General features: G+C 30.3%; 28 protein-coding genes. 14 read left to right on the top strand and 14 right to left on the bottom strand.

Annotated features, from left to right (window positions below; genetic code table 11):
- Positions 1 to 133: 133 nt before the first annotated feature.
- From GFJ94_RS04130 to GFJ94_RS04115, 4 genes are all read right to left on the bottom strand, one after another.
- A complete protein-coding gene (locus GFJ94_RS04130; protein ID WP_153200324.1) occupies positions 134 to 520 on the bottom strand; it encodes a DUF4258 domain-containing protein in 387 nt (128 codons plus the stop codon).
- A 58-nt stretch (positions 521 to 578) separates the two neighbouring features.
- On the bottom strand, positions 579 to 1775 hold the full coding sequence (locus GFJ94_RS04125) for an alanine dehydrogenase (RefSeq protein ID WP_153200323.1): 1197 nt from the start codon (positions 1773 to 1775) through the stop codon (positions 579 to 581).
- Positions 1776 to 1853: 78 nt separating this feature from the next.
- On the bottom strand, positions 1854 to 2267 hold the full coding sequence (gene tsaE, locus GFJ94_RS04120) for a tRNA (adenosine(37)-N6)-threonylcarbamoyltransferase complex ATPase subunit type 1 TsaE (protein WP_153200322.1): 414 nt from the start codon (positions 2265 to 2267) through the stop codon (positions 1854 to 1856).
- Positions 2268 to 2308: 41 nt separating this feature from the next.
- Complete coding sequence (locus tag GFJ94_RS04115) at positions 2309 to 3862, bottom strand: bifunctional response regulator/alkaline phosphatase family protein (RefSeq protein ID WP_153200321.1); 1554 nt, start codon at positions 3860 to 3862, stop codon at positions 2309 to 2311.
- Positions 3863 to 3995: 133 nt separating this feature from the next.
- On the opposite strand from GFJ94_RS04115, the gene GFJ94_RS04110 reads away from it, so the two are divergent.
- The 8 genes from GFJ94_RS04110 (at position 3996) to sucD (ending at position 11602) form a co-directional block, all read left to right on the top strand.
- Positions 3996 to 5231: an HD domain-containing protein gene (locus GFJ94_RS04110; protein ID WP_162523786.1), complete on the top strand. Its 1236-nt coding sequence runs from the start codon at positions 3996 to 3998 to the stop codon at positions 5229 to 5231.
- A 122-nt stretch (positions 5232 to 5353) separates the two neighbouring features.
- Positions 5354 to 6367 (top strand): UDP-3-O-(3-hydroxymyristoyl)glucosamine N-acyltransferase, encoded by a 1014-nt coding sequence (gene lpxD / locus GFJ94_RS04105; RefSeq protein WP_153200320.1) that lies wholly within the window; start codon positions 5354 to 5356, stop codon positions 6365 to 6367.
- Between the two features lie 21 nt (positions 6368 to 6388).
- Positions 6389 to 7777: a bifunctional UDP-3-O-[3-hydroxymyristoyl] N-acetylglucosamine deacetylase/3-hydroxyacyl-ACP dehydratase gene (locus GFJ94_RS04100; protein ID WP_153200319.1), complete on the top strand. Its 1389-nt coding sequence runs from the start codon at positions 6389 to 6391 to the stop codon at positions 7775 to 7777.
- An 86-nt stretch (positions 7778 to 7863) separates the two neighbouring features.
- A complete protein-coding gene (gene lpxA / locus GFJ94_RS04095) occupies positions 7864 to 8649 on the top strand; it encodes an acyl-ACP--UDP-N-acetylglucosamine O-acyltransferase (protein ID WP_153200318.1) in 786 nt (261 codons plus the stop codon).
- Between the two features lie 47 nt (positions 8650 to 8696).
- Entirely contained in the window at positions 8697 to 9263 is a 567-nt protein-coding gene (gene efp / locus GFJ94_RS04090) for an elongation factor P (RefSeq protein ID WP_026725820.1), read from the top strand.
- A gap of 88 nt (positions 9264 to 9351) precedes the next feature.
- Positions 9352 to 10293, top strand: a complete 942-nt coding sequence (locus tag GFJ94_RS04085) for a UDP-3-O-(3-hydroxymyristoyl)glucosamine N-acyltransferase (protein WP_153200317.1) — start codon at positions 9352 to 9354, stop codon at positions 10291 to 10293.
- On the top strand, positions 10283 to 10645 hold the full coding sequence (locus tag GFJ94_RS04080; RefSeq protein ID WP_153200316.1) for a nuclear transport factor 2 family protein: 363 nt from the start codon (positions 10283 to 10285) through the stop codon (positions 10643 to 10645). Before GFJ94_RS04085 ends, GFJ94_RS04080 begins: the two co-directional genes overlap by 11 nt.
- Before the next feature lie 84 nt (positions 10646 to 10729).
- Positions 10730 to 11602 (top strand): succinate--CoA ligase subunit alpha, encoded by an 873-nt coding sequence (gene sucD / locus GFJ94_RS04075; RefSeq protein ID WP_153200315.1) that lies wholly within the window; start codon positions 10730 to 10732, stop codon positions 11600 to 11602.
- Between the two features lie 48 nt (positions 11603 to 11650).
- On the opposite strand, the gene GFJ94_RS04070 is transcribed toward sucD, so the two are convergent.
- The 10 genes from GFJ94_RS04070 to GFJ94_RS04025 all read right to left on the bottom strand — a co-directional run bounded on the left by GFJ94_RS04070 (position 11651) and on the right by GFJ94_RS04025 (position 19663).
- Positions 11651 to 12397, bottom strand: a complete 747-nt coding sequence (locus tag GFJ94_RS04070; protein WP_153200314.1) for a DUF2490 domain-containing protein — start codon at positions 12395 to 12397, stop codon at positions 11651 to 11653.
- Positions 12387 to 13028: a DUF4956 domain-containing protein gene (locus tag GFJ94_RS04065; protein WP_153200313.1), complete on the bottom strand. Its 642-nt coding sequence runs from the start codon at positions 13026 to 13028 to the stop codon at positions 12387 to 12389. Before GFJ94_RS04065 ends, GFJ94_RS04070 begins: the two co-directional genes overlap by 11 nt.
- Positions 13028 to 13777, bottom strand: a complete 750-nt coding sequence (locus GFJ94_RS04060; RefSeq protein ID WP_153200312.1) for a polyphosphate polymerase domain-containing protein — start codon at positions 13775 to 13777, stop codon at positions 13028 to 13030. The genes GFJ94_RS04065 and GFJ94_RS04060 overlap by 1 nt, the downstream gene beginning before the upstream one ends.
- Positions 13778 to 13783: 6 nt before the next feature.
- The gene (locus GFJ94_RS04055) at positions 13784 to 14170 is read right to left on the bottom strand and encodes a hypothetical protein (RefSeq protein ID WP_153200311.1); all 387 of its coding nucleotides are present in this window, start codon (positions 14168 to 14170) and stop codon (positions 13784 to 13786) included.
- A gap of 5 nt (positions 14171 to 14175) precedes the next feature.
- Positions 14176 to 16482 carry a CotH kinase family protein gene (locus tag GFJ94_RS04050; protein ID WP_153200310.1) on the bottom strand — a complete coding sequence of 769 codons (2307 nt, stop codon included), beginning with the start codon at positions 16480 to 16482 and terminating at the stop codon, positions 14176 to 14178.
- Between the two features lie 301 nt (positions 16483 to 16783).
- The gene (locus GFJ94_RS04045) at positions 16784 to 17698 is read right to left on the bottom strand and encodes a YHYH protein (protein WP_153200309.1); all 915 of its coding nucleotides are present in this window, start codon (positions 17696 to 17698) and stop codon (positions 16784 to 16786) included.
- A 109-nt stretch (positions 17699 to 17807) separates the two neighbouring features.
- A complete protein-coding gene (locus GFJ94_RS04040; protein ID WP_153200308.1) occupies positions 17808 to 18077 on the bottom strand; it encodes an EF-hand domain-containing protein in 270 nt (89 codons plus the stop codon).
- Between the two features lie 251 nt (positions 18078 to 18328).
- Positions 18329 to 18796 carry a periplasmic heavy metal sensor gene (locus GFJ94_RS04035; protein ID WP_153200307.1) on the bottom strand — a complete coding sequence of 156 codons (468 nt, stop codon included), beginning with the start codon at positions 18794 to 18796 and terminating at the stop codon, positions 18329 to 18331.
- 7 nt (positions 18797 to 18803) lie between these two features.
- Positions 18804 to 19073, bottom strand: a complete 270-nt coding sequence (locus tag GFJ94_RS04030) for a hypothetical protein (RefSeq protein WP_153200306.1) — start codon at positions 19071 to 19073, stop codon at positions 18804 to 18806.
- Between the two features lie 41 nt (positions 19074 to 19114).
- Positions 19115 to 19663 (bottom strand): RNA polymerase sigma factor, encoded by a 549-nt coding sequence (locus tag GFJ94_RS04025; RefSeq protein ID WP_153200305.1) that lies wholly within the window; start codon positions 19661 to 19663, stop codon positions 19115 to 19117.
- A gap of 130 nt (positions 19664 to 19793) precedes the next feature.
- Between GFJ94_RS04025 and fabG the strand changes: the two genes are divergently transcribed.
- The 6 genes from fabG (at position 19794) to GFJ94_RS03995 (ending at position 25800) form a co-directional block, all read left to right on the top strand.
- Positions 19794 to 20540 (top strand): 3-oxoacyl-[acyl-carrier-protein] reductase, encoded by a 747-nt coding sequence (gene fabG, locus GFJ94_RS04020; RefSeq protein ID WP_153200304.1) that lies wholly within the window; start codon positions 19794 to 19796, stop codon positions 20538 to 20540.
- Between the two features lie 72 nt (positions 20541 to 20612).
- Positions 20613 to 22640, top strand: coding sequence for a hypothetical protein (locus GFJ94_RS04015; RefSeq protein ID WP_153200303.1), 2028 nt, complete (start codon positions 20613 to 20615; stop codon positions 22638 to 22640).
- An 80-nt stretch (positions 22641 to 22720) separates the two neighbouring features.
- Positions 22721 to 23158, top strand: a complete 438-nt coding sequence (locus tag GFJ94_RS04010; protein WP_153200302.1) for a thioredoxin family protein — start codon at positions 22721 to 22723, stop codon at positions 23156 to 23158.
- Positions 23155 to 24138: an FAD:protein FMN transferase gene (locus GFJ94_RS04005; RefSeq protein WP_153200301.1), complete on the top strand. Its 984-nt coding sequence runs from the start codon at positions 23155 to 23157 to the stop codon at positions 24136 to 24138. Before GFJ94_RS04010 ends, GFJ94_RS04005 begins: the two co-directional genes overlap by 4 nt.
- Positions 24139 to 24348, top strand: a complete 210-nt coding sequence (locus tag GFJ94_RS04000) for a DUF4266 domain-containing protein (protein ID WP_153200300.1) — start codon at positions 24139 to 24141, stop codon at positions 24346 to 24348.
- Positions 24349 to 24360: 12 nt separating this feature from the next.
- The gene (locus GFJ94_RS03995) at positions 24361 to 25800 is read left to right on the top strand and encodes a DUF3570 domain-containing protein (RefSeq protein ID WP_153200299.1); all 1440 of its coding nucleotides are present in this window, start codon (positions 24361 to 24363) and stop codon (positions 25798 to 25800) included.
- Positions 25801 to 25802 lie beyond the last annotated feature (2 nt).

Below are 25802 nucleotides of genomic sequence, written 5' to 3'. Positions count from 1 at the left end.
CCCCGACCCCCTCGGTGTAAACGAGGTGCTCTGAACCAGCTGAGCTAATCGCCCCAATAAATTGCTTTACTTCCGTATTGCGAGTGCAAATATACAAGTAATATTTATATCTCCAAGTAATTTTAAATAAAAATTACTTTTTTTCAATCTTTTCTAATAGGACTTTATTTGTGTAATTGACCATTGTAATGGTAATTTCTTCATTTTTAGAAGTTTTACCTTCAATAATATATATTTTACCTTTTTTATATGGTTCGTTACTTTTTCCAAAATCAACATCGCCATAACGTAAACTATTACGAATATCTTCTAAGTTGACCCATTTCGCATCTAAAGATTTTTGGGCTAGAGAATCAATTTCTAATGATTTGCTGCGTAAATCTTTTAATACACGACAATTTGGTAAATAACAAAATTCTACCCCTTTGTCATCGGCTTTTGCTTTTAAAAACCACATAACAAAAACGCCTCCTAAAAATAATCCAAATAAATAATACGCTAAACGAAACTGAAACTTCATAAAAAAATAATTTGTGCAAATTTAGTTTAAATTATATACATACTCCCTAGTTTTAATTTTAAAAAACAATCAAATTGATGTCGCGATACTCTAAATTAAACCAATCAGCAATAGCTTTATTAGTAAGTAGCCCGTGATAACTATATATACCATTTTTTAAACCTCTATTACAACGTATAGCAGATTCAATTCCTCCATCTTCAGCAATATGTAATAAAAACGGAGATATTATGTTGCTGATAGATAAAGATGCTGTTTTTGAATAGCGCGAAGGGATATTGGGTACACAATAATGAATAACTCCGTTTTTAATAAATGTAGGTTTTTCATGGGTGGTTACTTCAGAGGTTTCGAAACAACCTCCCGTATCAATACTTACATCCACTATAACAGCACCCTTTTTCATGTGTTCTACCATCGTTTCAGTTACAACAACTGGAGCTCTATTTTTTCCTTTCATTGCCCCAATAGCCACATCACAGCGACGAAGAGCCTTTAAAAGTGATTTTTCCTGAATGGTAGAAGTAAAAATTCTTTGATTTAAGGTGTTTTGTAAACGACGTAATTTGGTAATCGAATTATCAAAAACTTTTACATGAGCGCCTAATCCTAAAGCTGTTCGTGCGGCATATTCCGCTACAGTTCCAGCGCCAATGATAACCACTTTTGTAGGCGGAACACCTGTAATATTTCCAAATAATAATCCTTTTCCAATGTTTTCGCCAATCATTAATTCCGAAGCAATTAAAACTGAAGCAGTTCCCGCAATTTCAGATAAAGATTTTACTGCTGGATACGAACCATCTTCGTCTTTTATGAATTCAAATGCTAAAGCTGTAATTTTTTTGACTGCTAAAGCTTCAAAATATTCTTTTTTCTGAGTTTTTAATTGAATTGCAGAAATCACAATTGTTTGAGGATTCATCATTTCTAGTTCGGCTAGAGTAGGTGGTTCTACTTTTAAAATCATGGGGCAACCCAAAACTTTTTTAGTATCTTGCGTAATCTCGGCACCTGCGTCGCTGTATTCTTTGTCGGCATAACTTGAAGTTTCTCCAGCTCCTGATTCTAACATTACACGATGACCATGCGAAACTAATGAAGAAACTGCATCAGGCGTTAAGCAAATTCTTCTTTCTTGATAGGAGGTTTCTTTTGGAATTCCTATGAATAATTCGCTTTTATGACGCGCTACTTCAAGTTTTTCTTCTTGTGGAAGTAATTGTGAAGCAGAAAAAGGAGTGTATATCGACATTACTTTTGATTTTGTGGTACCAATTTAGGAATAATTTTAAACTTGAGAAAATAGAATAAAGAAAAAAGAAAATAGATTTTAATTCTTTAATATTAATTCTCTTTTTCCGTCTGTCATTACTTTTATTGAAATACTGGCGTGATCTATTGGAATTAAATTAGGTGTTTTTTCTGGCCATTCAATGAAGCACCAATTGTCAGAATAGAAATATTCGTCTAATCCCATATCATAACCTTCTTCTTCTGAATTTAATCGATACAAATCGAAATGATATACGATTTCGCCTTCAAACGTTCGGTATTCATTTACCAAAGAAAAGGTTGGACTACTCGAATTATCTTTTACACCTAATTCTTTCACCAATTCTTTAATTAAAGTAGTTTTTCCAGCACCCATTTGAGCATGAAACGTAATGACTTTTTTTAAGGAAGGCGTGGCTAATATTTGCTTGGCAACGTTTGTGATTTCGTCTAATGAAAAAATTATCGTCATACTTATTTATAACTTTACTGAACACTTATAACTAAACACTCCTAACGCGGCTCTAAAACTAAAAACGGAATTACCATTTCTTCTAATGAAATTCCTCCGTGTTGATAGGTATTTCGGTAATAACTCACATAATGATTGTAGTTATTAACGTATGCCAAAAATAAATCGTTTTTCGCAAAAATAAAAGAGCTACTCATGTTTAGTGCAGGCAATCCAATTTTTTTCGGATCTTTCACAGCATAAACGTCTTTATCTTCGTAGGTTAAGCTTCTTCCGGTTTTGTAGCGAAGATTCAAACTCGTGTTTTTATCGCCAATTACTTTCGACGGATTTTTACAATTGATAGTTCCGTGGTCAGTTGTTATAATTAGTTTAAAACCAAGTTGTTGTGCTTGTTGAATCATATCCAAAAGCGGAGAATTCTTAAACCAACTTGCCGTTAAGGAACGATAAGCCTTATCATTAGAAGCTAATTCTTTCACTACATCCATTTCGGTTTTAGCGTGCGATAACATGTCTACGAAATTGTAAACAATTGTTGTCAAATCATTGTTTTTCAGTGATTTGAAATTATCAGCTAATTTTTTTCCCGAAGCAAAATTGGTGATTTTATAATATTCTTGCTTGATGTTTAATCCCAAACGTTTTAATTGTTCCGTTAAAAATTCGCCTTCGTATAGATTTTTTCCACCTTCATCAGGGTCGTTTTTCCAATATTGTGGAAATTTCTTTTCCATATCCAATGGTGTCAATCCAGAAAATATTGCATTTCGAGCATATTGCGTTGCCGTTGGTAGAATAGAGAAGTAGCTCACTTCTTTTTCTAATTTGTAGTGATTGTTTACAACACTTTCAAACGCTTTCCATTGGTCGTAACGTAAGTTATCAATAACAACGAATAAAATTGGTTTATCTTTTTTACGGATTTCTGGAGAAACTAGTTCACCAAAAATTTCATGAGAAAGTATTGGTTTATCTGCTTTTGGTTGGAACCAATCTTCGTAATTACGTTCGATGAATTTTCCAAATTGCATGTTAGCTTCAGCTTTTTGACTTTCCAAAATTTCCACCATACTTTGGTCTTCAATATTTTCCAACTCTAACTCCCAAAATAATAGTTTTTTATACAATTCAACCCAATCTTCATAGGTACGAACCATCGCCATATCCATCGCAATTTTTCGGAATTCTTTTTGATAATCTAAAGTTGTTTTTTCCGAAATCAATCGCGAATGGTCTAAATTCTTCTTCAAACTCAATAAAATCTGATTCGGATTTACAGGTTTTATCAAATAATCGGCAATTTTAGAACCGATGGCTTCTTCCATAATATATTCCTCTTCACTTTTGGTAATCATAATCACCGGAACCGAAGATTTCTTTTCTTTTAATTCAGATAAGGTTTCTAAACCACTTAAACCTGGCATGTTTTCATCTAAAAATACCACATCAAAATTATTTTCTTCGAACAAATCAATGGCATCTTGTCCGTTATTGCAAGTGGTTACGTTGTAATTCTTCTTCTCTAAAAAAAGGATATGTGGTTTTAATAAATCAATTTCATCATCAACCCAAAGGATTTTTATCTGGCTCATTTCTTCTTAATTTGTGTGCAAGTTAGTATTTATTAAACGACCATTGTATTAAATTTAGTATAAAATTTCCCATTAGTTTTAAACAATTCTTTTTGTAAAAAATCGCTACATTTGTTACTCAAAATTTATACTTGTGAGCCAAACCAACAAACTCAAAATATTCAACGATCCAATTTATGGTTTTATTACCATTCCTAATTCTTTAATTTACGATTTAATTCAGCATCCTTATTTTCAACGTTTGCGAAGAATTTCCCAAATGGGAATGTCTTATTTGGTTTATCCTGGAGCGCATCATACGCGTTTTCATCATGCGTTGGGTTGTATGCATATTATGCAAAAAGCGGTTCAAACCTTGCAATTTAAAGGTGTTGCAATTTCGGAAGAAGAAGAAAATGCGTTGTATATTGCTATTTTGTTGCATGATATTGGTCACGGTCCATACAGTCACGCTATGGAACACAGTATTGTGGAAGAAGTGCATCACGAAGAATTATCGTTGTTGTTCATGGAGCAATTGAATAAAGAATTTGAAGGAAAATTAGCTTTAGCTATTCAAGTTTTTAAAGGGGAATATCATAGGAAATTCATGTTACAGTTGATTTCAAGTCAGTTGGATATGGATCGAATGGATTATCTAAAACGCGATAGCTTTTACAGTGGAGTAGCAGAAGGAAATATCAACAGCGAACGTTTAATCCAAATGATGAACGTGCAAGATGATTATTTAGTTATCGAAGAAAAAGGAATTTACTCAGTAGAAAAGTTTTTGGTTGCCCGAAGATTGATGTATTGGCAAGCCTATTTACACAAAACGAGCGTTGTTGCGGAATTAATCTTGACTAAAATTCTAAAACGTGCTAAAGAATTAACTCAAAAAGGAAATGTTTTACCTTGTAGTGAATCGTTACAGTTTTTCTTGCAAAACAAAATTTCTTTGACTGATTTTGACAAAAGTGTCTTAGATAAGTTTTCGTATTTGGATGATTATGATGTTTTAGGTGCGATTAAAGCTTGGCAATTTCATGATGATTTTGTGTTGCAATCTTTATGTAGAATGATATTAAATCGTGATTTACTAAAGATTCAAATGACCGATGATAAACCAAACAAAGATAATCTGTTAGACATTAAAAATAAATATATTTCTCTTGCAAAAATTTCCGATAAAGAAGCGGATTATTTTGTATTCAAAGGCAAGTTGAAAAATCAAGCGTATAGCAAATCAAGTGAGCCAATTCGCATTTTGAAAAAAGATAAAACAATTGAAGATGTAGTAGAAGCTTCAGATCAATTGCATTTAAAAGCATTATCGAAACCAGTAACAAAATATTTCATATGTTTTCCAAAAGTGGTCTTAGAATCTTAACTTTTTAATTTAATTTCATATTTTTGCCAAGATGAAGTGGAATCAATACGTTGTATTAAATGAAAATGAGTATTTTTATATCCCCAAAATCTATCTAGTATGGATAGTAATAAAATTTTAAAATGAAGTTTACAGCAGCGCAAATAGCAGGTATTTTAGAAGGTGAAGTAGTTGGTAATCCAGATGCAGAAGTTTTTAAATTGTCTAAAATAGAAGAAGGAACAGAAGGGTCTTTGACGTTTTTGGCCAATCCAAAATATATCAATTACATTTATTCGACTCAAGCAACCGTAACAATTGTTAACAATACTTTTGAGCCTGAACAAGAAATAACAACTACTTTAATTAAAGTTGAAGATGCTTATAAATCATTTTCGAAGTTGTTAGAATATTATAATCAAGTCAAATTGATGAAATCTGGAATAGAACAACCCTCTGTAATTTCAGAAGGTGTAACCTATGGTCCTGATTTATATTTAGGAAGTTTTTGTTATGTAGGTAAAAATGTAGTTATCGGGAAAAATGTGAAAATTTATCCTAATAGTTTTATTGGAGATAATGTAACTATTGGCGACGATTGTGTCTTTTTTGCTGGCGTTAGAATTTATTCTGAAACAGAAATTGGAAATAATTGTATCATTCATTCAGGAACAATTATTGGTTCTGACGGATTTGGTTTTGCACCTCAAGAAGATGGAACGTTTGTAAAAGTACCTCAAATTGGTAATGTTATTATTGAAGATAATGTTGAAATAGGTTCATGTTCAACCATTGATAGAGCAACTTTGGGGTCAACAATTATTAAAAAAGGAGTAAAATTAGATAATCAAATTCAAGTTGCACATAATGTTGAAATAGGAGAAAACACTGTTGTTGCTGCCCAAACAGGAATTGCTGGTTCAACAAAAATTGGTAATAATTGTCTAATAGGTGGTCAAGTAGGAATAGTTGGACATATTACCATTGGTAATGGTGTTAAAATTCAAGCACAATCTGGAATTGGTAAAAGTCTAGGTGATGGAGAAGTTGTTCAAGGAAGTCCTGCTTTTAACTATGGTGATTTTGCTAAGTCATTTGTTCATTTTAAAAATCTTCCAAAGATTGTAGCTGATTTTGAAAATTTAAAAAAACAATAATTCAAAAAATAATTTATAATCATGGTTAAACAAAAAACCATCGCAAACGAAATTTCTTTAAAAGGAGTAGGGCTTCATACAGGTCAAGAAGTAATAATGACATTTAAACCAGCTCCTGTAAACAACGGATTTACATTTGTACGTGTAGATTTAGAAGGTCAACCTATCATTGAAGCTGATGCAAATTATGTTGTAAATACGCAACGAGGAACTAATTTAGAAAAATTAGGAGTAATGATTCAAACACCAGAGCATGTTTTAGCAGCGCTTGTAGGTTGTGATTTGGATAATGTTATTATAGAATTAAATGCTTCAGAATTACCAATTATGGATGGTTCTTCAAAATATTTTGTAGAAGCTATTGAAAAAACAGGAATACTTGAACAAGAAACCGCTAGAAAAATATATGTAGTTAAAGAAGTTATTTCTTATCTTGATGAAGCTACCGGTAGCGAAATAACGGTTATTCCTTCAGATGAATATTGTGTAACAGCTATGGTTGATTTTGGCACGAAAGTATTAGGTACTCAAAATGCCAATATGAAAGGTATTAAAGATTTTAAATCTGAAATAGCTGATTGTAGAACTTTTAGTTTCTTACATGAATTAGAAGCGTTGTTAAACAATGGATTAATTAAAGGAGGCGATTTAAATAATGCTATTGTTTATGTAGATAAAGAAATTTCTACAGAAACAATGGAAAATTTAAAGAAAGCATTCAATAAAGAAACTATTTCTGTAAAACCTAACGGAATTTTAGATAACCTTACTTTGCATTTTCCTAATGAAGCAGCTCGACACAAGTTGCTGGATGTTGTAGGAGATTTATCTTTAATAGGAACACGAATTCAAGGAAAAGTAATAGCAAATAAACCAGGACATTTTGTTAATACACAATTTGCAAAGAAAATGGCTAAAATTATTAAGTTGGAAGAGCGTAATAACGTGCCACAATATGATATTAATAAGGAGCCAGTACTAGATATTCATGGAATAATGAATTTATTACCACACCGTCCACCATTTTTATTAGTTGATAAAATTTTAGAATTATCAGACACTCATGTGGTAGGTTTAAAAAATGTTACAATGAATGAAGATTTCTTTGTTGGACATTTTCCTGGGGCACCTGTAATGCCCGGAGTTTTACAAATTGAAGCTATGGCTCAAACAGGTGGTATTTTAATTTTAAGCACTGTTCCAGATCCAGAAAATTACTTAACGTATTTCATGAAAATTGACAATGTTAAGTTCAAAAATAAAGTGTTACCAGGTGATACCTTATTCTTTAAATGTGATTTAATTTCACCAATTAGAAGAGGAATTTGTCACATGCAGGCCTATGCATATGCAAACGGAAAATTAGTTTCAGAAGCCGAATTAATGGCACAAATTGTTAAAGTAAAATAGTAAAAACAGAAGTAATTAGAATGTTAGTATTAGTTAAATTATTTAAAACTAATCACTATTTATTAATTACTTATAACTAAATAAATATGAATCAACCATTAGCTTATGTGCACCCAGGTGCTAAAATAGCAAGAAACGTAGTAATAGATCCTTTTACTACCATTCATAACAATGTTGAAATAGGTGAAGGAACTTGGATTGGTTCAAATGTTACCATTATGGAAGGCGCTCGCATTGGTAAAAATTGTAATATTTTTCCTGGCGCAGTAATTTCTGCTGTTCCACAGGATTTAAAATTTGGTGGTGAAGATTCTTTAGCGGTTATTGGAGATAATACTACTATTAGAGAATGTGTAACTATTAATAGAGGTACAATTGCTTCTGGACAGACTGTTATCGGAAAAAATTGTTTAATTATGGCAACAGCACATATTGCACACGATTGTCATATTGGTGATAATGCCATTATTGTTAATGGTGTGGCATTAGCTGGTCATGTAACAGTGGGTAATTTTGCCATTATTGGAGGTTTAGCCGCAGTGCATCAATTTATTTCAATTGGAGATCATGCTATGATTTCTGGCGGTTCATTGGTAAGAAAAGATGTTCCACCTTTTACAAAAGCAGCAAAAGAGCCTCTATCGTATGTAGGAATCAACTCAGTAGGATTAAGAAGAAGAGGATTTTCAACAGATAAAATCAGAGAAATTCAAGATATCTACAGAATTTTATATCAAAAAAACTATAACACTTCTCAAGCTGTAAGCATCATTGAAGCTGAAATGGAAGCTACGACAGAAAGAGATGAAATTTTAGACTTCATCAGAAATTCTTCTCGTGGAATCATGAAAGGTTATACCAGTTCAATGTAATTAAATTAAGAAAAAGAATAAATCAATAAACATCAAATAAAAACAAAATGGCAAGTACATCAGATATTAGAAACGGATTATGTATCAAATACAATAACGATATTTATAAAATTATCGAATTTCTTCATGTAAAACCAGGTAAAGGACCAGCTTTCGTGAGAACAAAATTAAAATCGTTAACAAACGGAAAAGTATTAGATAACACATTTTCTGCTGGACACAAAATTGATGAAGTACGTGTTGAAACACATACATTCCAATATTTATATGCTGAAGGAGATCAATTTCACTTCATGAACAACGAATCATTTGAACAAATTACCTTAGACAAAAAAGTATTAGATGCTCCAGATTTATTAAAAGAAGGAACAAATGTAATGATTCAGATTAATGCTGAAACTGAAGCGCCTTTATCAGTTGATATGCCAGCTTCTATCGTTTTAGAAGTTACCTATGCAGAACCAGGTGTAAAAGGAAATACAGCTACAAATGCTACAAAACCAGCAACTGTTGAAACAGGAGCTACTGTAAATGTTCCGTTGTTTATCAATGAAGGTGATAAAATCAAAATTGATACAGCAACAGGAAACTACATGGAAAGAGTTAAAGAATAGTTTTCAGTTTACAGCCTCAGTTGGAAGATTCCAATAAAAACTGAAAAACTGCGACTGTAAACTGTAGCTTAACACAAATCACTATTAAATGAAATTTCCAAAAGTTTATCTTCTAAAAGATATTGCCCAAATTATCAATTGTAATTTTGTGGGTGATGCCGATTTTCCAGTTTACGGTATGAATGAAATTCATGTTGTGGAACCTGGTGATATTGTATTCGTAGATCATCCAAAATATTATGACAAAGCACTTCAATCAGCAGCCACTATTGTTTTAATCAACAAAGAAGTGGAATGTCCAGAAGGAAAAGCGTTGTTGATTTCAGATGATCCTTTTAGAGATTTTAATAAACTTACCAAACATTTCAGACCATTTCAAGCTTCGAATGCTGCAATTTCTGATTCAGCTAAAATTGGAGAAGGAACAGTTATTCAGCCAAATTGTTACATTGGACATAACGTTCAAATTGGTAAAAATTGCTTAATTCATGCTAATGTTACGATTTACGATAACACCGTTATTGGTGATAACGTAATGATTCACGCAGGAACCATTTTAGGAGCTGATGCTTTTTACTATAAAAAACGTCCAGAAGGTTTTGACCAATTGTTATCAGGTGGGCGAGTAGTAATTGAAGATAATGTTGGAATCGGTGCACTATGTACGATTGACAAAGGAGTTACTGGCGATACGACTATCGGAGCTGGAACTAAAATTGACAATCAAGTACATGTGGGACACGATACTGTGATTGGAAAAAAATGTTTGATTGCTTCACAAACAGGAATTGCTGGTTGTGTTGTTATTGAAGACGAAGTAACGCTTTGGGGTCAAGTTGGTACTACAAGTGGTATTACTATTGGAACAAAAGCCGTAGTAATGGGTCAAACAGGAGTTACGAAATCAATTGAAGGTGGAAAAACTTACTTTGGTACACCAATTGAAGAATCTCGTGAAAAATTAAAGCAACTAGCAAATGTTAAACGTATTCCAGAAATCATTGAAAAATTAAAACAAAATGACAAATAGAGAGAAAATTGAATTTTTGTATAAAGAAGACGGAATTAGAGATAAATTTTTTTTAGAATCTTTAATTAATGATGATTTTAAGTTAGAATGGGATAGTTCTTCTGGAAATTCTATTTTAAATAAAAATTTTATTTTAAATCTAAGTGAGGTTTTAAAAACGAACTATGATATGTCTTATTTTGAGATTTCTCACCTTATAGAAGAAAACAATCAAATAGTTGTTAAGTATAACCATAAAGTTACTACAATTGAAAATCCTAAAGAAATTATGTTAATTGCTAAAGTTGTGGCAATTTGGACATTTCAAGAAGGAAAAATCATTGATGGATATCTAATTAGCAAACCTAATTAAAAAAATACCATAAAAATTACGTGATTATTTGGTAAAAAACTTACTTTTGCATCACAAATTTAAACACAATTTAATTCATATATCATGAGCGTTTTAGTAAATAAAAATTCAAAAATAATTGTACAAGGATTTACAGGTAGCGAAGGAACTTTCCACGCTTCTCAAATGATCGAGTACGGAACAAATGTTGTAGGTGGTGTTACTCCAGGAAAAGGTGGTTCAACTCATTTAGACAGACCGGTTTTTAACACAGTTAAAGATGCTGTTGAAAAAGCTGGAGCTGATACTTCAATTATTTTTGTTCCACCAGCATTTGCTGCTGATGCAATTATGGAAGCTGCTGAAGCTGGAATCAAAGTAATCATTTGTATTACAGAAGGTATTCCAGTTGCGGACATGATTAAAGCGTATGATTATATTAAAGGAAGAGATTGTAGATTAGTTGGTCCTAACTGTCCAGGTGTAATTACCCCAGAAGAAGCTAAAGTTGGTATTATGCCAGGTTTCGTTTTCAAAAAAGGAACAGTTGGTATCGTGTCTAAATCAGGTACTTTAACTTACGAAGCTGCTGACCAAGTAGTAAAACAAGGCTTAGGAATTACTACAGCTATCGGAATTGGTGGTGACCCAATCATTGGAACAACGACTAAAGAAGCAGTAGAATTATTAATGAACGATCCAGAAACTGAAATCATCATCATGATTGGTGAAATTGGAGGTCAATTAGAAGCAGATGCTGCTAAATGGGTGAAAGCTGACGGTAACCGCAAACCAGTTGTTGGATTTATCGCAGGTGAAACAGCTCCAAAAGGAAGAACAATGGGACATGCAGGTGCAATTGTTGGTGGTGCTGATGATACAGCTGAAGCTAAAAAACGCATCATGAGAGAAAACGGAATTCATGTCGTTGATTCTCCAGCTGAAATAGGAAAGAAAGTTAAAGAAGTTTTAGGTTAATCTTAAACTATCAGATAAAAAAAAGCGAAACAAATGTTTCGCTTTTTTTTATTCTTCAATTTCTTCATTTTGCTCATTTTCCTTTTTCAACGCTTTCTTCTTATTCTTTTTTAACTTTTTAAGAAAACCATCAATAGAAACATTTAGTTTTGTAACAAGTACAATTCTATCATTTTTTTGCGGATTCACTTTATCGTCATAAAAACCTGAAAGCCCTACTGTAGTACCATACTTCAATCTGTATTCTCCACCAATAGAATAACGCATTCTATTCCATTTTAAATAAGGCTGACTGTCCATTTTCAAAAATATTTCAGAAGCAATAAATACTGAAGCTTTCGTATTTGGAATATCATAATCTAAACTTATTTCTTCTCTAAGCATATGAACGGGTTCTTTATAATACTGCATAAAGTCCGAATCAAAACTATTAGTAGAAAATTGATATTTTGATGTTATAGCCGCTTTAAAGTCGTTCCATTTTTTATTGTATTTAATTCCAACAAAAAAACGATGGTTGTCTTCTTCAAAAGAAGTTGTGAATCTATAACCGCCTAAAACATTTAATCGTTTTGTAAAATCGTATTTTAAACCAATTTCTCCTGCACTTGATCTAAACTCTGCAAAATCATTCTGTAATGAATATCTATATTCACCTGAAATTTTTAATTTTTTAGTAATTTTATAATCTACCGAAGAAATAAACCTTCCTTGCGTGTCAGTATAACTTTGACTATAAATTATAGAAGTAAAGAAAATTAAAAAAAAGCCAATAATTTTCTTATTAATCATCATTATCAGTTGAATTTGGTACTAAATTTAAACTTTCTTTAGAAAAATAATAAGCTTTAATTTGAGCAACATCTTTTAAATAATCTATTGTAAGCACTTCTACTTTATGAATATTTAAACCAGTTCTAAATTTTAAATCATCTAATAATAATAGCTTATTGTCTGGTTTTATTAACTCTACATTATCATAAACAATTAATTTTGAATTTTCGTTTTTAAGAAAATCTAAACGTTCAAGTAAGAATGTTAATAATAGAATTACAGCGTTACATATAATTAATAGAGTAAAACCATCTTCAACAGAAGCTAACGAATTGATCATTCCAAGTGCTACACAGCCAAAGAAGTAACCCATATCTTTAATTGAAATTGCAATAGTTCTATATCTTATAATTGAAAACATTGCAAATAGACCAAAAGCAAACCCAATTTTAATTTTTACTGCTCCAAGCAAACTACAAATCATGAAATTAACAACGTTGAATAAAACGAAGTTAAAAATGAAGTCTTTGTTTTTATGTTTTGGATAATAAATGAATCCTACTAATATAATAATTGCAATAAAGTCTACTAAAGCTCTATTAGAAAAATCACTTATACTAAATGCTGATGTTACTAGTTCTTCGTTTTCCATTAGGTTAAATTATTTATTCTTTTGATTATGGGTAAAAAATTATTTTTTTTAATTTCGGGCATTAAGGACACTACACCATATATATACTTACTTATACTTTGTTGTCTAATTGTATTCTCTTTAAAGTAAGTAGTTATTGGAGATGCAATAGATGTTTTAGATTGTTTAACTTCTACAATAGCTACATTATCTAATTTAATTTCATGATCACCATCTTGAAAATGTAGGTTTAAATCGATTGTAACACGTTCTGTAAAGTTTTTATTAACTAATGTAATTCTACTAAAATTGTTTTTTAAAATTAACTTAATATCAGATATCTCTTTACGAATGAAGCTTTGAATTACTTCTTTTCTATCTGCATTAATTTCAGAAATAATATTAGGCAAACGCTCTCTAAATTTGTTTGTTCTAGATACTTTCTCTTTTTTCTTAATTTCAAAAAAACAAAGATTAGACTCTACATATCTTCTGCTCCTTACTTTAATTCTTTTAGCATATCCATTATGATGATCTCTAAAAAATAATAGATTTGGGGTGTCAAAATAATTATTTTCATAGGTAAAAACTCTCATTCCGTCTATTTCAAGCACGTTATAGTTGTCTACTAAACAGGGAAGAATATTATTTAAACCTTCTTCTGTTAAAGTATACTTACTATCAACTCTGTTAAGTAATGAAACAGAATCTAGTTCTCTTAAAGAAACTGGACTAATTGAATTTAAATTGCTTTTAAAATTTTTAAACATCTTTTATTAAAATGTAATTATTAAATCTTCCATTGTAACAGAAGAATTTTTTGAAGAAATTTCTACAGTTTGCAAAACATAGGTTTGATCCCAACTACAAGAATCACAATCACCAAAAACCCAAATATCATAAGTTCCTTTTTGTAAATATTCAAATCTAAAAGTTCCATCATATGAAGTATCTATATCATCAAATGGAGTTGAGCTTCCATGAACACCAATATAAACTTTTGCTCCACCTAGGTAATTTTCACTAACTAATACTCCGTTTGAGTTATAATCTTTTCCGTATACTTTTCCGGTAATTGTAGCTAATCCGCCATAGCCTTCATCTTTAGAACATGAAAAGAATAAAGATGTAATTGCAATAATAATTAATAATTTATGTTTCATTTTAATTAGTGTTTAATGATTTTTATGTTAGTATTTGAATTGATAACTACTAAGTACATTCCGTTTGAGTAACCTGAAAAATCTAAATTCAATAAATTAGAATTTTCATATTTATTAGAATATAAAAGTTGACCTTGTAAATTATAAACTTCCACTTTTTCAATATTAAATTGACTGTTTTCAATAGTTAAATTTCCAGAAGTAGGGTTAGGGTATGTTTTTAATGATTGATTGAATACTTCACTTGAAATAGATAATGATTCATTATTAGCATTAAAAGTAGGGGCTTGAATTACAAAGTTTCCAGTTCCATTTGGATTTCTTGCATAACCCATATTTGCAGTTTGAGCTCCAAAATCTACAGTGTCTACAACTGTTCCATCAGAATAAGAAAGTACGCAACTTTCTCCAGCCGCAGAAAATTTAAAGTCAGCATGAATTCCATCTTGAGTTAAATCTTGATCAGCCCAAACAATTAAATAACTGTTTGGTGCAATAGTAAGTCCTAAAGGAAATTGCCATTTTGTAGGGTTTGTTGTATCATCACTAGCATATAAATAATCTAAACTTAATGTAGTTGATGAATTATTATATAACTCAAACCAATCGCTATAATCTCCATGTGGATCTGTAACCGTACTTGTATTTTGAGCCATTAACTCATTAATAACTAAATCACCAGGAGTAATAGTTGGGTATGTACCTGTAACTGTATAAAACTCATGTTCAGCTCTAGCTGGAGAAAATATTCCAACATTAGTGTTTTCTGCATAAAAATAATATTGAGTAGAAATAGTTGTTATAGGCATACTTGCGCCATAAACGCCATCTCCAGAAGCACCATCATTATGTGCACCATCATCATACATTTGAACTTTTGTAAAAATTTCATTTTTTTCTGTTCTATACCCTAAATACACATAATTTGTATTAGAAACAGTTGCAGTAACGTTTACAGATGTTCCAATTGCTGGTGCTGTATTTGATAAAGTAAGATTAGAAATTCCAGGTTGTGTAGCTGTAAAATCTGATAAAGCTGTCAAATACGAATATCTTGCAGACATTAATCCATTGATACCAGGTGCAGTATTCATAGTAACTGTAACATCTGTAGAGTTAAGATTATTTGTAAAGTTTGAAGTAGTTTGATAACTAAATTTATTTACATCCGTTGAAACAGCAGTACTAATTAAAGTTTGCATTGCTTGTGCATCTGTTAAAAAATATTCTGAACCATTTGTTGCAACTACTTCTGCTAACATAGTTTTATAATGTGCTAAATATCTTTTTTTATATGTTGGTATAGCTAATAATTTATTTACTAATGGCCAAGCAGTTTCTGTAAGGTGTGTTGTGTGTGATAATTGTTTTTTTTGAGTAGTTGTTAAAGTTCCACCACCTGGTCCACCACCTGGTCCACCAGTACTTGAGCCAGTACTTCCGAAAACTCCAAAATTCATATTTAAATCCCAAATTACTGGATTAAACTGCCCATTATTAGATTTATATAAATAATAATTTTGTTTAAATTGACCTATATAACTATCAAGATTAACAAATAAATTATGAAAAGCCAAAAACCACATCGTTCTATCAATATCTAAAACGGCTTCAATATTTGCTGTATTAGTAGAAGTGGTTGTAGATAATACATTTGTTAAGGTAATTAAATCATCCCAACCTGTGTCAGATTTCATATCATATGCAGTTTCGTAACTTGTACTACTAGTTCCTAAATAGGCTAAATTAGGTAAATTTGTAGTGGTTGGTCCTGCACCTGCTGGTGGACTACAATCAAAAAACGCATTTGTTTTTGAACCAAAACGATTATAAACAAATTTTTTAGAAATAGATTCAACATTTGTATATAAACCTATATAAGTACCATTTACATATACTTTAGCATAATTAGCCAATGGAACATCCATATAGTTTCCTAAAATTTTATAACCTAAAGTTTCCCTAACAAAAGTAGGATCAAATATTACATTATTTAGTTTAATATCTGTGTAGCCTTCATGGTTTTGATCTACGTAGGTATCTAATTCCAAATGCCAAGGATTTTTTACTTGACTAGCATTATATGAACTATTTCCTTTATATTTTGCACCAACAGAATTATAAACAACACCGTTTATAGAAACAGACTGTGCTTCAATATAAGCATCAGAAGCTTCTGCAGCATCTAGCAAAGCATCCCAGTTGCTTTGAGCAAAAGTAATTTCGATAGTTTGTATTGTGTTTAAATCATAAAAAGTTTGCCCAAACGATAAGCAAGAGCAAAAGAACATGAATAGTGTAATTTTTTTCATTTTAATAATTTTAAGTCTTATATAGTTTAGACGAAACTTTAATTTAATTCTTGCGCTAAATAATTAATATTATAGTAATTTTATCTTTACATTTTAATTAAATAGCTGATATTCAGTTGTTAAAGTAAATTAAGTAGTTTTAAATAAATTGTATTAGAATAGAAAAGAGGTTTGTTTCAATTGAAACAAACCTCTATAGCAATAAAATCTACTAAAACCTACTTGCTAATAATTACTTTATGTGTTTTTACATCTTTTCCTGAAGATATTTTAATTTAATTCTGGAGTAAATAAATATTTTTTATTTTCTTGGTTTATCATTTTTGTTATTTCGCATTCCAGGTGGTGGTCCATTTGGCCTTTTTTCTGAAAACGCACCTTTTAAACATCTACCAATATAAGGGTAACTCATTGTTGCAAAATAAACATAATTACCATTTAACATTGTTCCGTTACATTCATCTAAATCTCCTGAACCTTCTATATATTCCCAATCAGAAACAAATATTCCATTTGGATCAGTGTTTTCTATATTTTTGGTAGTTGATTGTTTAGGATTAGAATAGGTGCAAAATTCACCTGTTCTTGGATTTTTAGACAATCTAAAACTTGGTTTATAGTTTTCTGATTTTGAATAATAAATTGGAAACCCATCATTTGCATATCCTATTAAAATTAAATCTTCTCCATTATCTAGCTGAACAATTAACTCTAAAGGAATTCCATGATAATGATAAGCACCAGTTGGCTGCACATGAGCATTATTAAAGTCTAAACCTAAATTGAATTCGTCTTGTTTTGCTTCTATCCTATAAGTTTCTCCTGTTTCACATTCAAAACGTTCTGCGGTTTCTGGTTCAAATTTAATTCCATTTACAGCAACACCAAATTCTCTTGCCCATTTAGCATGCCCAGTTAGAACAGGGTTTAATGGAAAAGTATAAGTAAGTTTTTGTTCTGAGATTGTATTTGGATTTCCTTCATTTGGAAACGAACCTGTTTTATGATTAGGTAAACTATTGGTTTTTAAAATTCTTTTTTCATTTGAAATAGTCATAGAAGTCTTTGTTCCAAAATCTGAATTATTAATAGTGTAAGCTTTAGTAAAATCTATAGCTTTTATGTCTTGATTAGTATTTAGTTCTTTTTGAGATTTACATCCAACAAAAACTGTTCCTATAAAAAGTAGGTTAAAAAAAATTGATTTCGTTTTCATTTATTATTAAGTGTTTTGATGTCAGCCAATTCAATTAGCTAGACGATATTTTAATTTAACTCTTGCTCAAAAGCATTTTTTTTATTCAAATATCAAAAGAGTAAAGTATTTACCTTTTAGGCGGCCCTTTTCTTTCTGGTTTTGGCGCTTTTTTTAGTTCTTCTTTAGTTATGAAACCGTCTTTATTAGTATCAATTTTAGAGAAGTCGTCTTTTAGTGGACCTTTTACTTCTTTTTTGGATAATTTAGCATCCTTATTACTATCCATTTGCGTAAACAATTCATCTACTGTTGGCACTTTTCGTTCTTCTCTTTTTTCTTGCGCACAAGAACTAAATGAGATAATAAACAAACCGAATAATAAAGCAATTTGTTTCATACTATATTGTTTTTGAGTTATATAATATTAGACGACGATAATTTTTATTTCTTGTACAGAAAATTAATATTTTAAGTAACTTTAGTTTTTCATTCACAATAAAACATTGATAATAAGTTCGTAAAGTCAATTAAATAGCTTGAAAAAAATTGTACTAGAATAAAAAAGAGGTTCGTTTCAGTATAAAAACAAACCTCTTTTAAAATAATAAAATCTAATTTAAAATTGTATTATATGAGAAACTAATAAACTTATTTATCATTTTTGTGATTTATAAGAGGAGGAGCAAAAATGCTTGATAAATCTAATATTAATTTATTGTAATTATCTAATTGTTCAGGTTTACAAAGTTTTTTTATTTCTAAAAAATGATCAAAATGAACTTGTTCTACTTCTGAAGTATATTTATTTAAAATAGTTAAAATAGAGTCTTTTTTAGAATCATTTTCTTTAGACGCTAATTCTAAGTATAATCTATTTTTAGTTTCATTAATTTTTTGATCTAAGTCATTAATTTGACTACTATGTTTATCAATTAACTTTTTATATTCTATAATTTGTTGTTCATCAAAATCTAGTATATCAATTACAATTTCACTAGGGCTATGTTTTGGCCTACCATCTGGTCTGGGTCCTTTAAAAAACAAAAACGATAGCGTTATAATGTTTATAAGAAACAAGGCTATAACTGCAAAAGTTAATAATTTACTTTTTGTCATCTTATTTTTAATATAATTGATTATTAACAGTATCAACTAATGAGCTGATGTTGTTGTTATTCTGTTTGCTTGTATTACTTTTTTGAATTAAATAAGTAGTATTTAAAGAAATAAGCACTACAACTGATGCAGCCACTAACCATTTAACATAAGTTTCAACAGGCTTTTGATCGTTTATTCTCGATTGAATTTTAGAAAATAACTGATCGTTTGGGCTTACTTTAGTAATTCCATCTGTACTATTCAATACATTTTCAATCCATTTATCTTTTTCCATTGTAATTGAGTTTTTACTTCTATTATTTTAGACGAAAGTTTTTATTTATTCTTGCGGTATTCTTCAAATTTATTTGATAATTTTTCTTTTAACTCTTTTTTTGCTCTAAAAATTAAAGATTCAACTGCAGAGATACTTATTTCCATAATTTCTGAAACTTCAGGATTACTCAATCCATCAACTTTTGAAAGAATAAATGCTGTTTTTTGATTTTCTGGCAAAGTATTAATCACTAAAAATAAAACTTTTGCATCTTCTTGTTGTTCTAGGAGTATTCCGGGATGTTCAAAATTAGAAACATTTGTTAATTCAAACTCATTCTGACTCTTTTTCCCAAAGATAAAAAATCTCTTTTTACTGTTTTTCTTTTTAATAAAATCTAAAGATTGATTAATTGTAATTCGGTATAACCATGTTTTAATAGAGGAATTTTCTTTAAAATCAGATAACGATTCGTTTACTTTTAAAAAGACATCTTGCGAAATTTCTTCAGCATCTTCAATGTTTTGTGCATAATTAAGCGCAACGTTATATACCAAAAGATGGTACTCGTTGTAAACCGAATTAAAATTACGTTTTATTTGCGTCATTAATTATGCATTGTACTTTAGACCAAAACTAATAAAAAAGGTTTAATCTAAAACTTACTTTTTTTAAAAGATTAAAATATTCCTATATTTGAACTTTAATTGAAACAAACCAAACGTATATAAATTTATTATGAAACTATTAGAAGGTAAAGTTGCTATTATAACAGGTGCCAGTAGAGGTATTGGTAAAGGTATTGCTGAAGTTTTTGCTCAGCAAGGTGCTAATGTTGCATTTACATACAGTTCGTCTGTAGAATCAGCGACAGCTTTAGAAAACGAATTAAATGCTTTAGGTGTTAAAGCTAAAGGTTATAAATCAAACGCTGCTGATTTTAACGAAGCTCAAAAATTAATTGATGATGTTATTACCGATTTTGGTACTATTGATATCTTAATTAATAATGCAGGTGTTACAAAAGACAACTTGTTAATGAGAATGAGTGAGGAAGATTTTGATGCGGTTATTGAAATCAACTTAAAGTCAGTATTTAACATGACTAAAGCAGTACAGAAAATTATGCTGAAAAACCGTAAAGGTTCTATCATTAATATGAGTAGTGTAGTAGGAGTAAAAGGTAATGCTGGCCAAGCTAATTATGCGGCTTCAAAAGCAGGTATGATTGGTTTTACTAAATCTATCGCATTAGAATTAGGTTCTAGAAACATTCGTTCTAACGCTATTGCTCCAGGTTTTATTGAAACTGAAATGACAGCAAAATTAAACGAAGATACGGTTAAAGGTTGGAGAGAATCTATTCCGTTAAAAAGAGGTGGAACTCCTGAAGATATTGCAAATGTGTGTGTGTTCTTAGCTTCTGACATGAGTGCTTATGTAACTGGACAAGTTATTAATGTTGATGGGGGAATGCTTACTTAAGAGTAATTAGTGATTAGTGAATAGTAATTAGATGGCTATTCACTAATTACTATTCACTAATCACTAATTAAAATGACAACAATCACAATTTTACTTCTTATCATATCAGTACTAATTGCTGCTGGATTGTCGTTTTATCACTATTTGTATAAAGTCAAAAATCAGTCAAAATTGTACTGGTTTTTGGCTTTTTTGCGTTTTGTTAGTCTGTTTTCTATCTTTCTATTATTGATTAATCCCATTATCAGTCGAAAAATTACAGAAACCAAGAAAACTCCTTTGCCAATTGTTATTGACAATTCTAAATCAATTTCCGAATTAAATGCAAAAAATGAAGCGTCAGAATTATATCAAAAAATAGCTGACAATAAGGCTATTAATGAGAAATATGATGTGCAATTGTTTTCATTTGATGACGAATTTCAATCATTAGAACAATTAGATTTTAAAGGAAATCAATCGCATATTGATGGTGTTGCCAAAAACTTAAAGCAATTATATAGAAACACCAATTATCCAGTGGTTTTGTTTACCGATGGAAATCAAACCATGGGGAATGATTATGTATTTAGTTTTCAAGAAAACACAAGTGTTTTGCCTGTTATTTTAGGAGATACGACAACTGTTTTTGATTTAAAAATCAATCAGATCAACGTTAACAAATACGCTTTTTTAAAAAATAAATTTCCAGTTGAAGTATTTTTGCAATACAATGGAAATCAAACAATTTCAACCACTTTTGCTATTCAGAATGGAAATCAAACGATTCATAAACAAACCGTTAGTTTTTCGAAAGATAAAAGAGCACAGTCTATTTCTGTTTTATTAAATGCAGACAAGGTTGGAATTGCCAAATATAAAGCGGTGATTTCTTCTAACATAAAAGAGAAAAATACGGTTAACAATACCAAAAATTTTGCAGTTGAAGTAATTGACCAACGTAGTGAAATTGCTTTAATTTCTGCAATAAATCATCCAGATTTAGGAGCTTTAAAACGAAGTATTGAAACCAATCAGCAACGTAAAGTTTCAATCCTAAAACCTGAGGAAGTAAAGTCATTACAGAATTATAATATTTTGATTTTATATCAACCAATTACTTCTTTTAAAGCTATTTTTGAGCAAAATAAAGTTGCCCAAATCAATACATTTATTATCACTGGAACTGCAACTGATTTTAACTTTTTAAATCAAGTTCAAAACGATTTATTATTTAAAATGTCGGCGCAAAAGGAAGATTATTTGGCAACTTTTGATTCAAATTTTAATTTGTTTTCGCAAACCAATATTGGTTTTGAAAATTTTCCACCTTTAGAACATAAATTTGGAACTATTGTTGCAAAAAGCAATGTAAATACGCTACTTTCGGCACGAATTCGAAATGTGCAATTGCAAAATCCGTTATTGACTTTTACTGAAAATGGTAGTAAAAGAAACGCTTATTTATTAGGTGAAAACATCTGGAAATGGCGTTTAGAAAACAATTTAAACAAAAAATCTTTTGAAGATTTTGATTTGTTTACCGATAAAATCATTCAGTTTTTAGTAACAAATGCTTCAAAAAAGAATTTAAATGTTACTTATGAAAGTTTTTATAATTCGGGCGAAAGCATTGAAATTACAGCTGGATATTTCAATAAAAACTACGAATTTGACGATAAAGCACAACTAACAATTAAAGTTGTAAATTCTAAAACAAAAGCGTCTAAAAAATACGATTTACTAAAAGCTACCAATTCCTATAAAGTAAATTTAGATGGTTTAGAAGCAGGAAATTATTCTTTTAAAGTAACAGAAAAGCAATCAAATACAAGTTTTTCGGGAAGTTTTGAAGTCTTGGATTTTGAAATTGAAAAACAATTCGTAAATCCAGATAAATCGCGATTAGAGCAATTGGCTTCAAATACTGATGGAACCGTTTTTTATCCAAATCAAATAGAAAATCTAATCAAATCGTTACTTGAAAACGAAAATTATATTCCAACCCAAAAAGAAAGCATTAAAAAATCACCACTTATCGATTGGATTTGGTTATTAATTTTAGCAATAATAACTTTGGCTACAGAATGGTTCATAAGAAAATACAATGGTTTACTGTAACTTAATTTTGGCTTAATTTATAATAACTAAAATACCAATCAACCTTATTTCTCGTTACATTTGATGTAAATTAAATTCAAATGAAAAAATTATTTCTATTTTTTGCTTTAGCAATAACAAATTTTGCTATTTCTCAAGACTGGCAAACCAATTTTGAAGAAGCAAAAAAAATGGCTTCTGAACAAGATAAAAATGTAATTATTGTTTTTTCTGGCTCAGATTGGTGTGCGCCTTGTATCAAATTAGATAAAAATATTTGGCAATCAGAAGCATTTAAAAACGAAGCAAAAGAACAATGGGTTTTAGTAAAAGCTAATTTTCCAAGAAAAAAAGCTAACGAATTACCAAAAGAACAAACAGAACATAACAGAAAATTAGCCGAAAAATATAATCTTGAAGGCAGTTTTCCATTGGTTGTTGTTTTGGATAAAAACGGGAAAGTATTAGGGAAAATGGGGTTCAAGAACGTTTCTCCTGAAGAATACATTAAAATGATTCACGCTTTAGAGAAAAAATGAAATCAATAATAATTTTTTTATTCACTTTATCAATAAGTAATTCATTCGGGCAACAAATTTTCAAGAAAAAACAAAATTTGTTAGGAAGTCCGTTTGAAATTACGATTGTTGCTACAGATTCAATTCAGGGAAATCAATACACTGATTTGGCTTTGAACGAAGTAAAACGAATTGAAAATCTAATTTCGGATTGGATTCCAACGACTCAAATTTCAAAAGTGAATCAAAATGCTGGAATTACACCAGTTAAAGTGGATAAAGAAGTGTATGATTTGGTTGAAAGAGCAACAAAAATTTCAAAATTAACTTCTGGAGCATTTGATATTAGCTATGCTTCTATGGATAAAATTTGGAAATTTGATGGAAGTATGACAACAATGCCAAGTCCAGAAGCTATTAAAAAATCAGTCGAAAGAGTGGGTTATCAAAACATCATTCTAAATCCAAAAGACACTACAATTTTCCTTAAGGACAAAGGAATGAAATTGGGACTTGGTGGAATTGGTCAAGGATATATTGCAGATAAAATCAAAGTTTTATTGCAAGAAAAAGATTGTAAAAGTGGAATAGTCAACGTTTCTGGCGACATCAATACTTGGGGAAAACAGCCTAATGGTGAATCTTGGACTGTTGGAATTATTAACCCAATGAATAAAAACAAAGTGTTTGCTACATTTCCATTAGATGATAGTGCAGTCGAAACCTCAGGAAGTTATGAAAAGTTTGTTACGTTCAACGGAAAACGATATTCACATATTATCGATCCAAGAACGGGTTATCCTGCAAGCGGAATTGTTAGTGTTTCCGTTTTTGCAAAACAAACCGAATTAGCAGATGCTTTAGCCACCGGAATTTTTGTTTTAGGAGTAGAAGTAGGTTTAGATTTAATCAATCAATTAAACGGAATAGGTTGCATTATTGTTGATGATAAAGGTAAAATTCACGTTTCAAAAAATATAGACATTAAAAAATATCAGTAAATGAAAAAAATAATTTTAGTATTAATAGTTGTTTTTTCAGCTATTTCATGCAACACCGTAAAAGAATACGACAAACAATATATCAACGATCCTGAAATGAAACTTTCAGCGAGAAGTTCTGAACGCTATGAAACTACATTTCAAGTATATAGAGAAGCTGCTTCTGGAGCAAATGGAGGAAAAACAGGTGGAGGTTGTGGTTGTAATTAGGAAATTAATTTTATGAAAAAAATAAGCTTAATAATTTTGTTTTTTACAACTACAATAGGTTTTTCTCAAGAGAAAGATTCTACTGATGTAACTTACAAAAAACGTGTTTTGGAATCTATCGAAGTAGATTTTTTAGCGAGTTACTATAAACAAGATGGAGTACATTCTTCTGTTTCTGGAGGTATGGGTTCAGAAAAATTAACAGATTTAGCATCTAATATAGTTGTTGCTATTCCTCTTAATGATGATGATGTATTAACTGTAGATTTAGGAATTTCAGCATATACTTCTGCATCTTCAAGTAACATTAATCCTTTTAATTCTTCTGGTGCTTCTGGTGGAGACGATGATGATGACGATGACAGAAGAGCACCATTCGACGGTCCTTATGGAACACCTTGGCAAGCATCATCTGGAGCTTCTGCTCAAGATGCTTTAACGGCTGTAGTTGTAAATTATAGCCATAGTAGTGATGACCGTAATTTTATTTGGAATGCAGATGTTGCTTTTTCAAATGAATATGATTACACATCTATTGGTTTTGGTGGAGGAATAAGCAAATTATTTAATAACAAGAATTCTGAAATTTCGGTAAAAGGAAATGTATATTTGGATCAATGGCGACCAATTTATGCAACTGAATTACATGAATATGCAAAATATGGCAATACGTTTCAAAATAATGGTTTTTTTAGCGGAGTAACAATTTTAGATCAAAATGGAAATGCTTCAACAGCTTATTTACCATCTGATTTTACAACTTGGAACTCCACTAATAGAAATTCATATGCTGCTTCTTTTGTTTTTTCACAAGTAGCAACTAAGAAAATGCAATTCTCATTATTTTTTGATATCCTACACCAAGAAGGAATGTTATCAACACCTTATCACAGAGTATATTTTGCAGATAAAGCAAATTACTACATAGGACAAGCTCAATATATTCCAGTTTATGAAACTACTCAAAATGAAGGCGTTTATCAATTAGCAGATGATATTGAGCGTTTACCAAATACTCGTTTTAAAATTCCTGTTGGAGCGCGTTTAAATTATTATTTGAATGAACGATTAACAGTAAGAACATATTTTAGATACTATTGGGATGATTGGGGAATTACTTCAAATACAGCAAGTATAGAATTACCTTTTAAATTATCTGAAAAGTTCACCGTTTTTCCTTCTTACAGATATTATACGCAAGAAAAATCAAAATATTTTGCTCCATTTGAAACACACTTATCAACTGAAAAATTCTATACATCAGATTACGATTTGTCTACTTTTGATGCACATCAATATGGTTTTGGCATAAACTATACCGATATTTTTACTAATGCAAAAATTTGGAAATTTGGATTAAAAAATATGGATTTACGATTTAATCATTACGATAGAAATGACGGTTTAAATGCTAACATTATTACTTTCGGAATTAAATTTGTTCAACAATAATT

This window comes from Flavobacterium sp. LMO8, assembly GCF_009495755.1.
Lineage (GTDB): Bacteria > Bacteroidota > Bacteroidia > Flavobacteriales > Flavobacteriaceae > Flavobacterium.
This window is presented reverse-complemented; position numbering and strand designations above follow the sequence as displayed.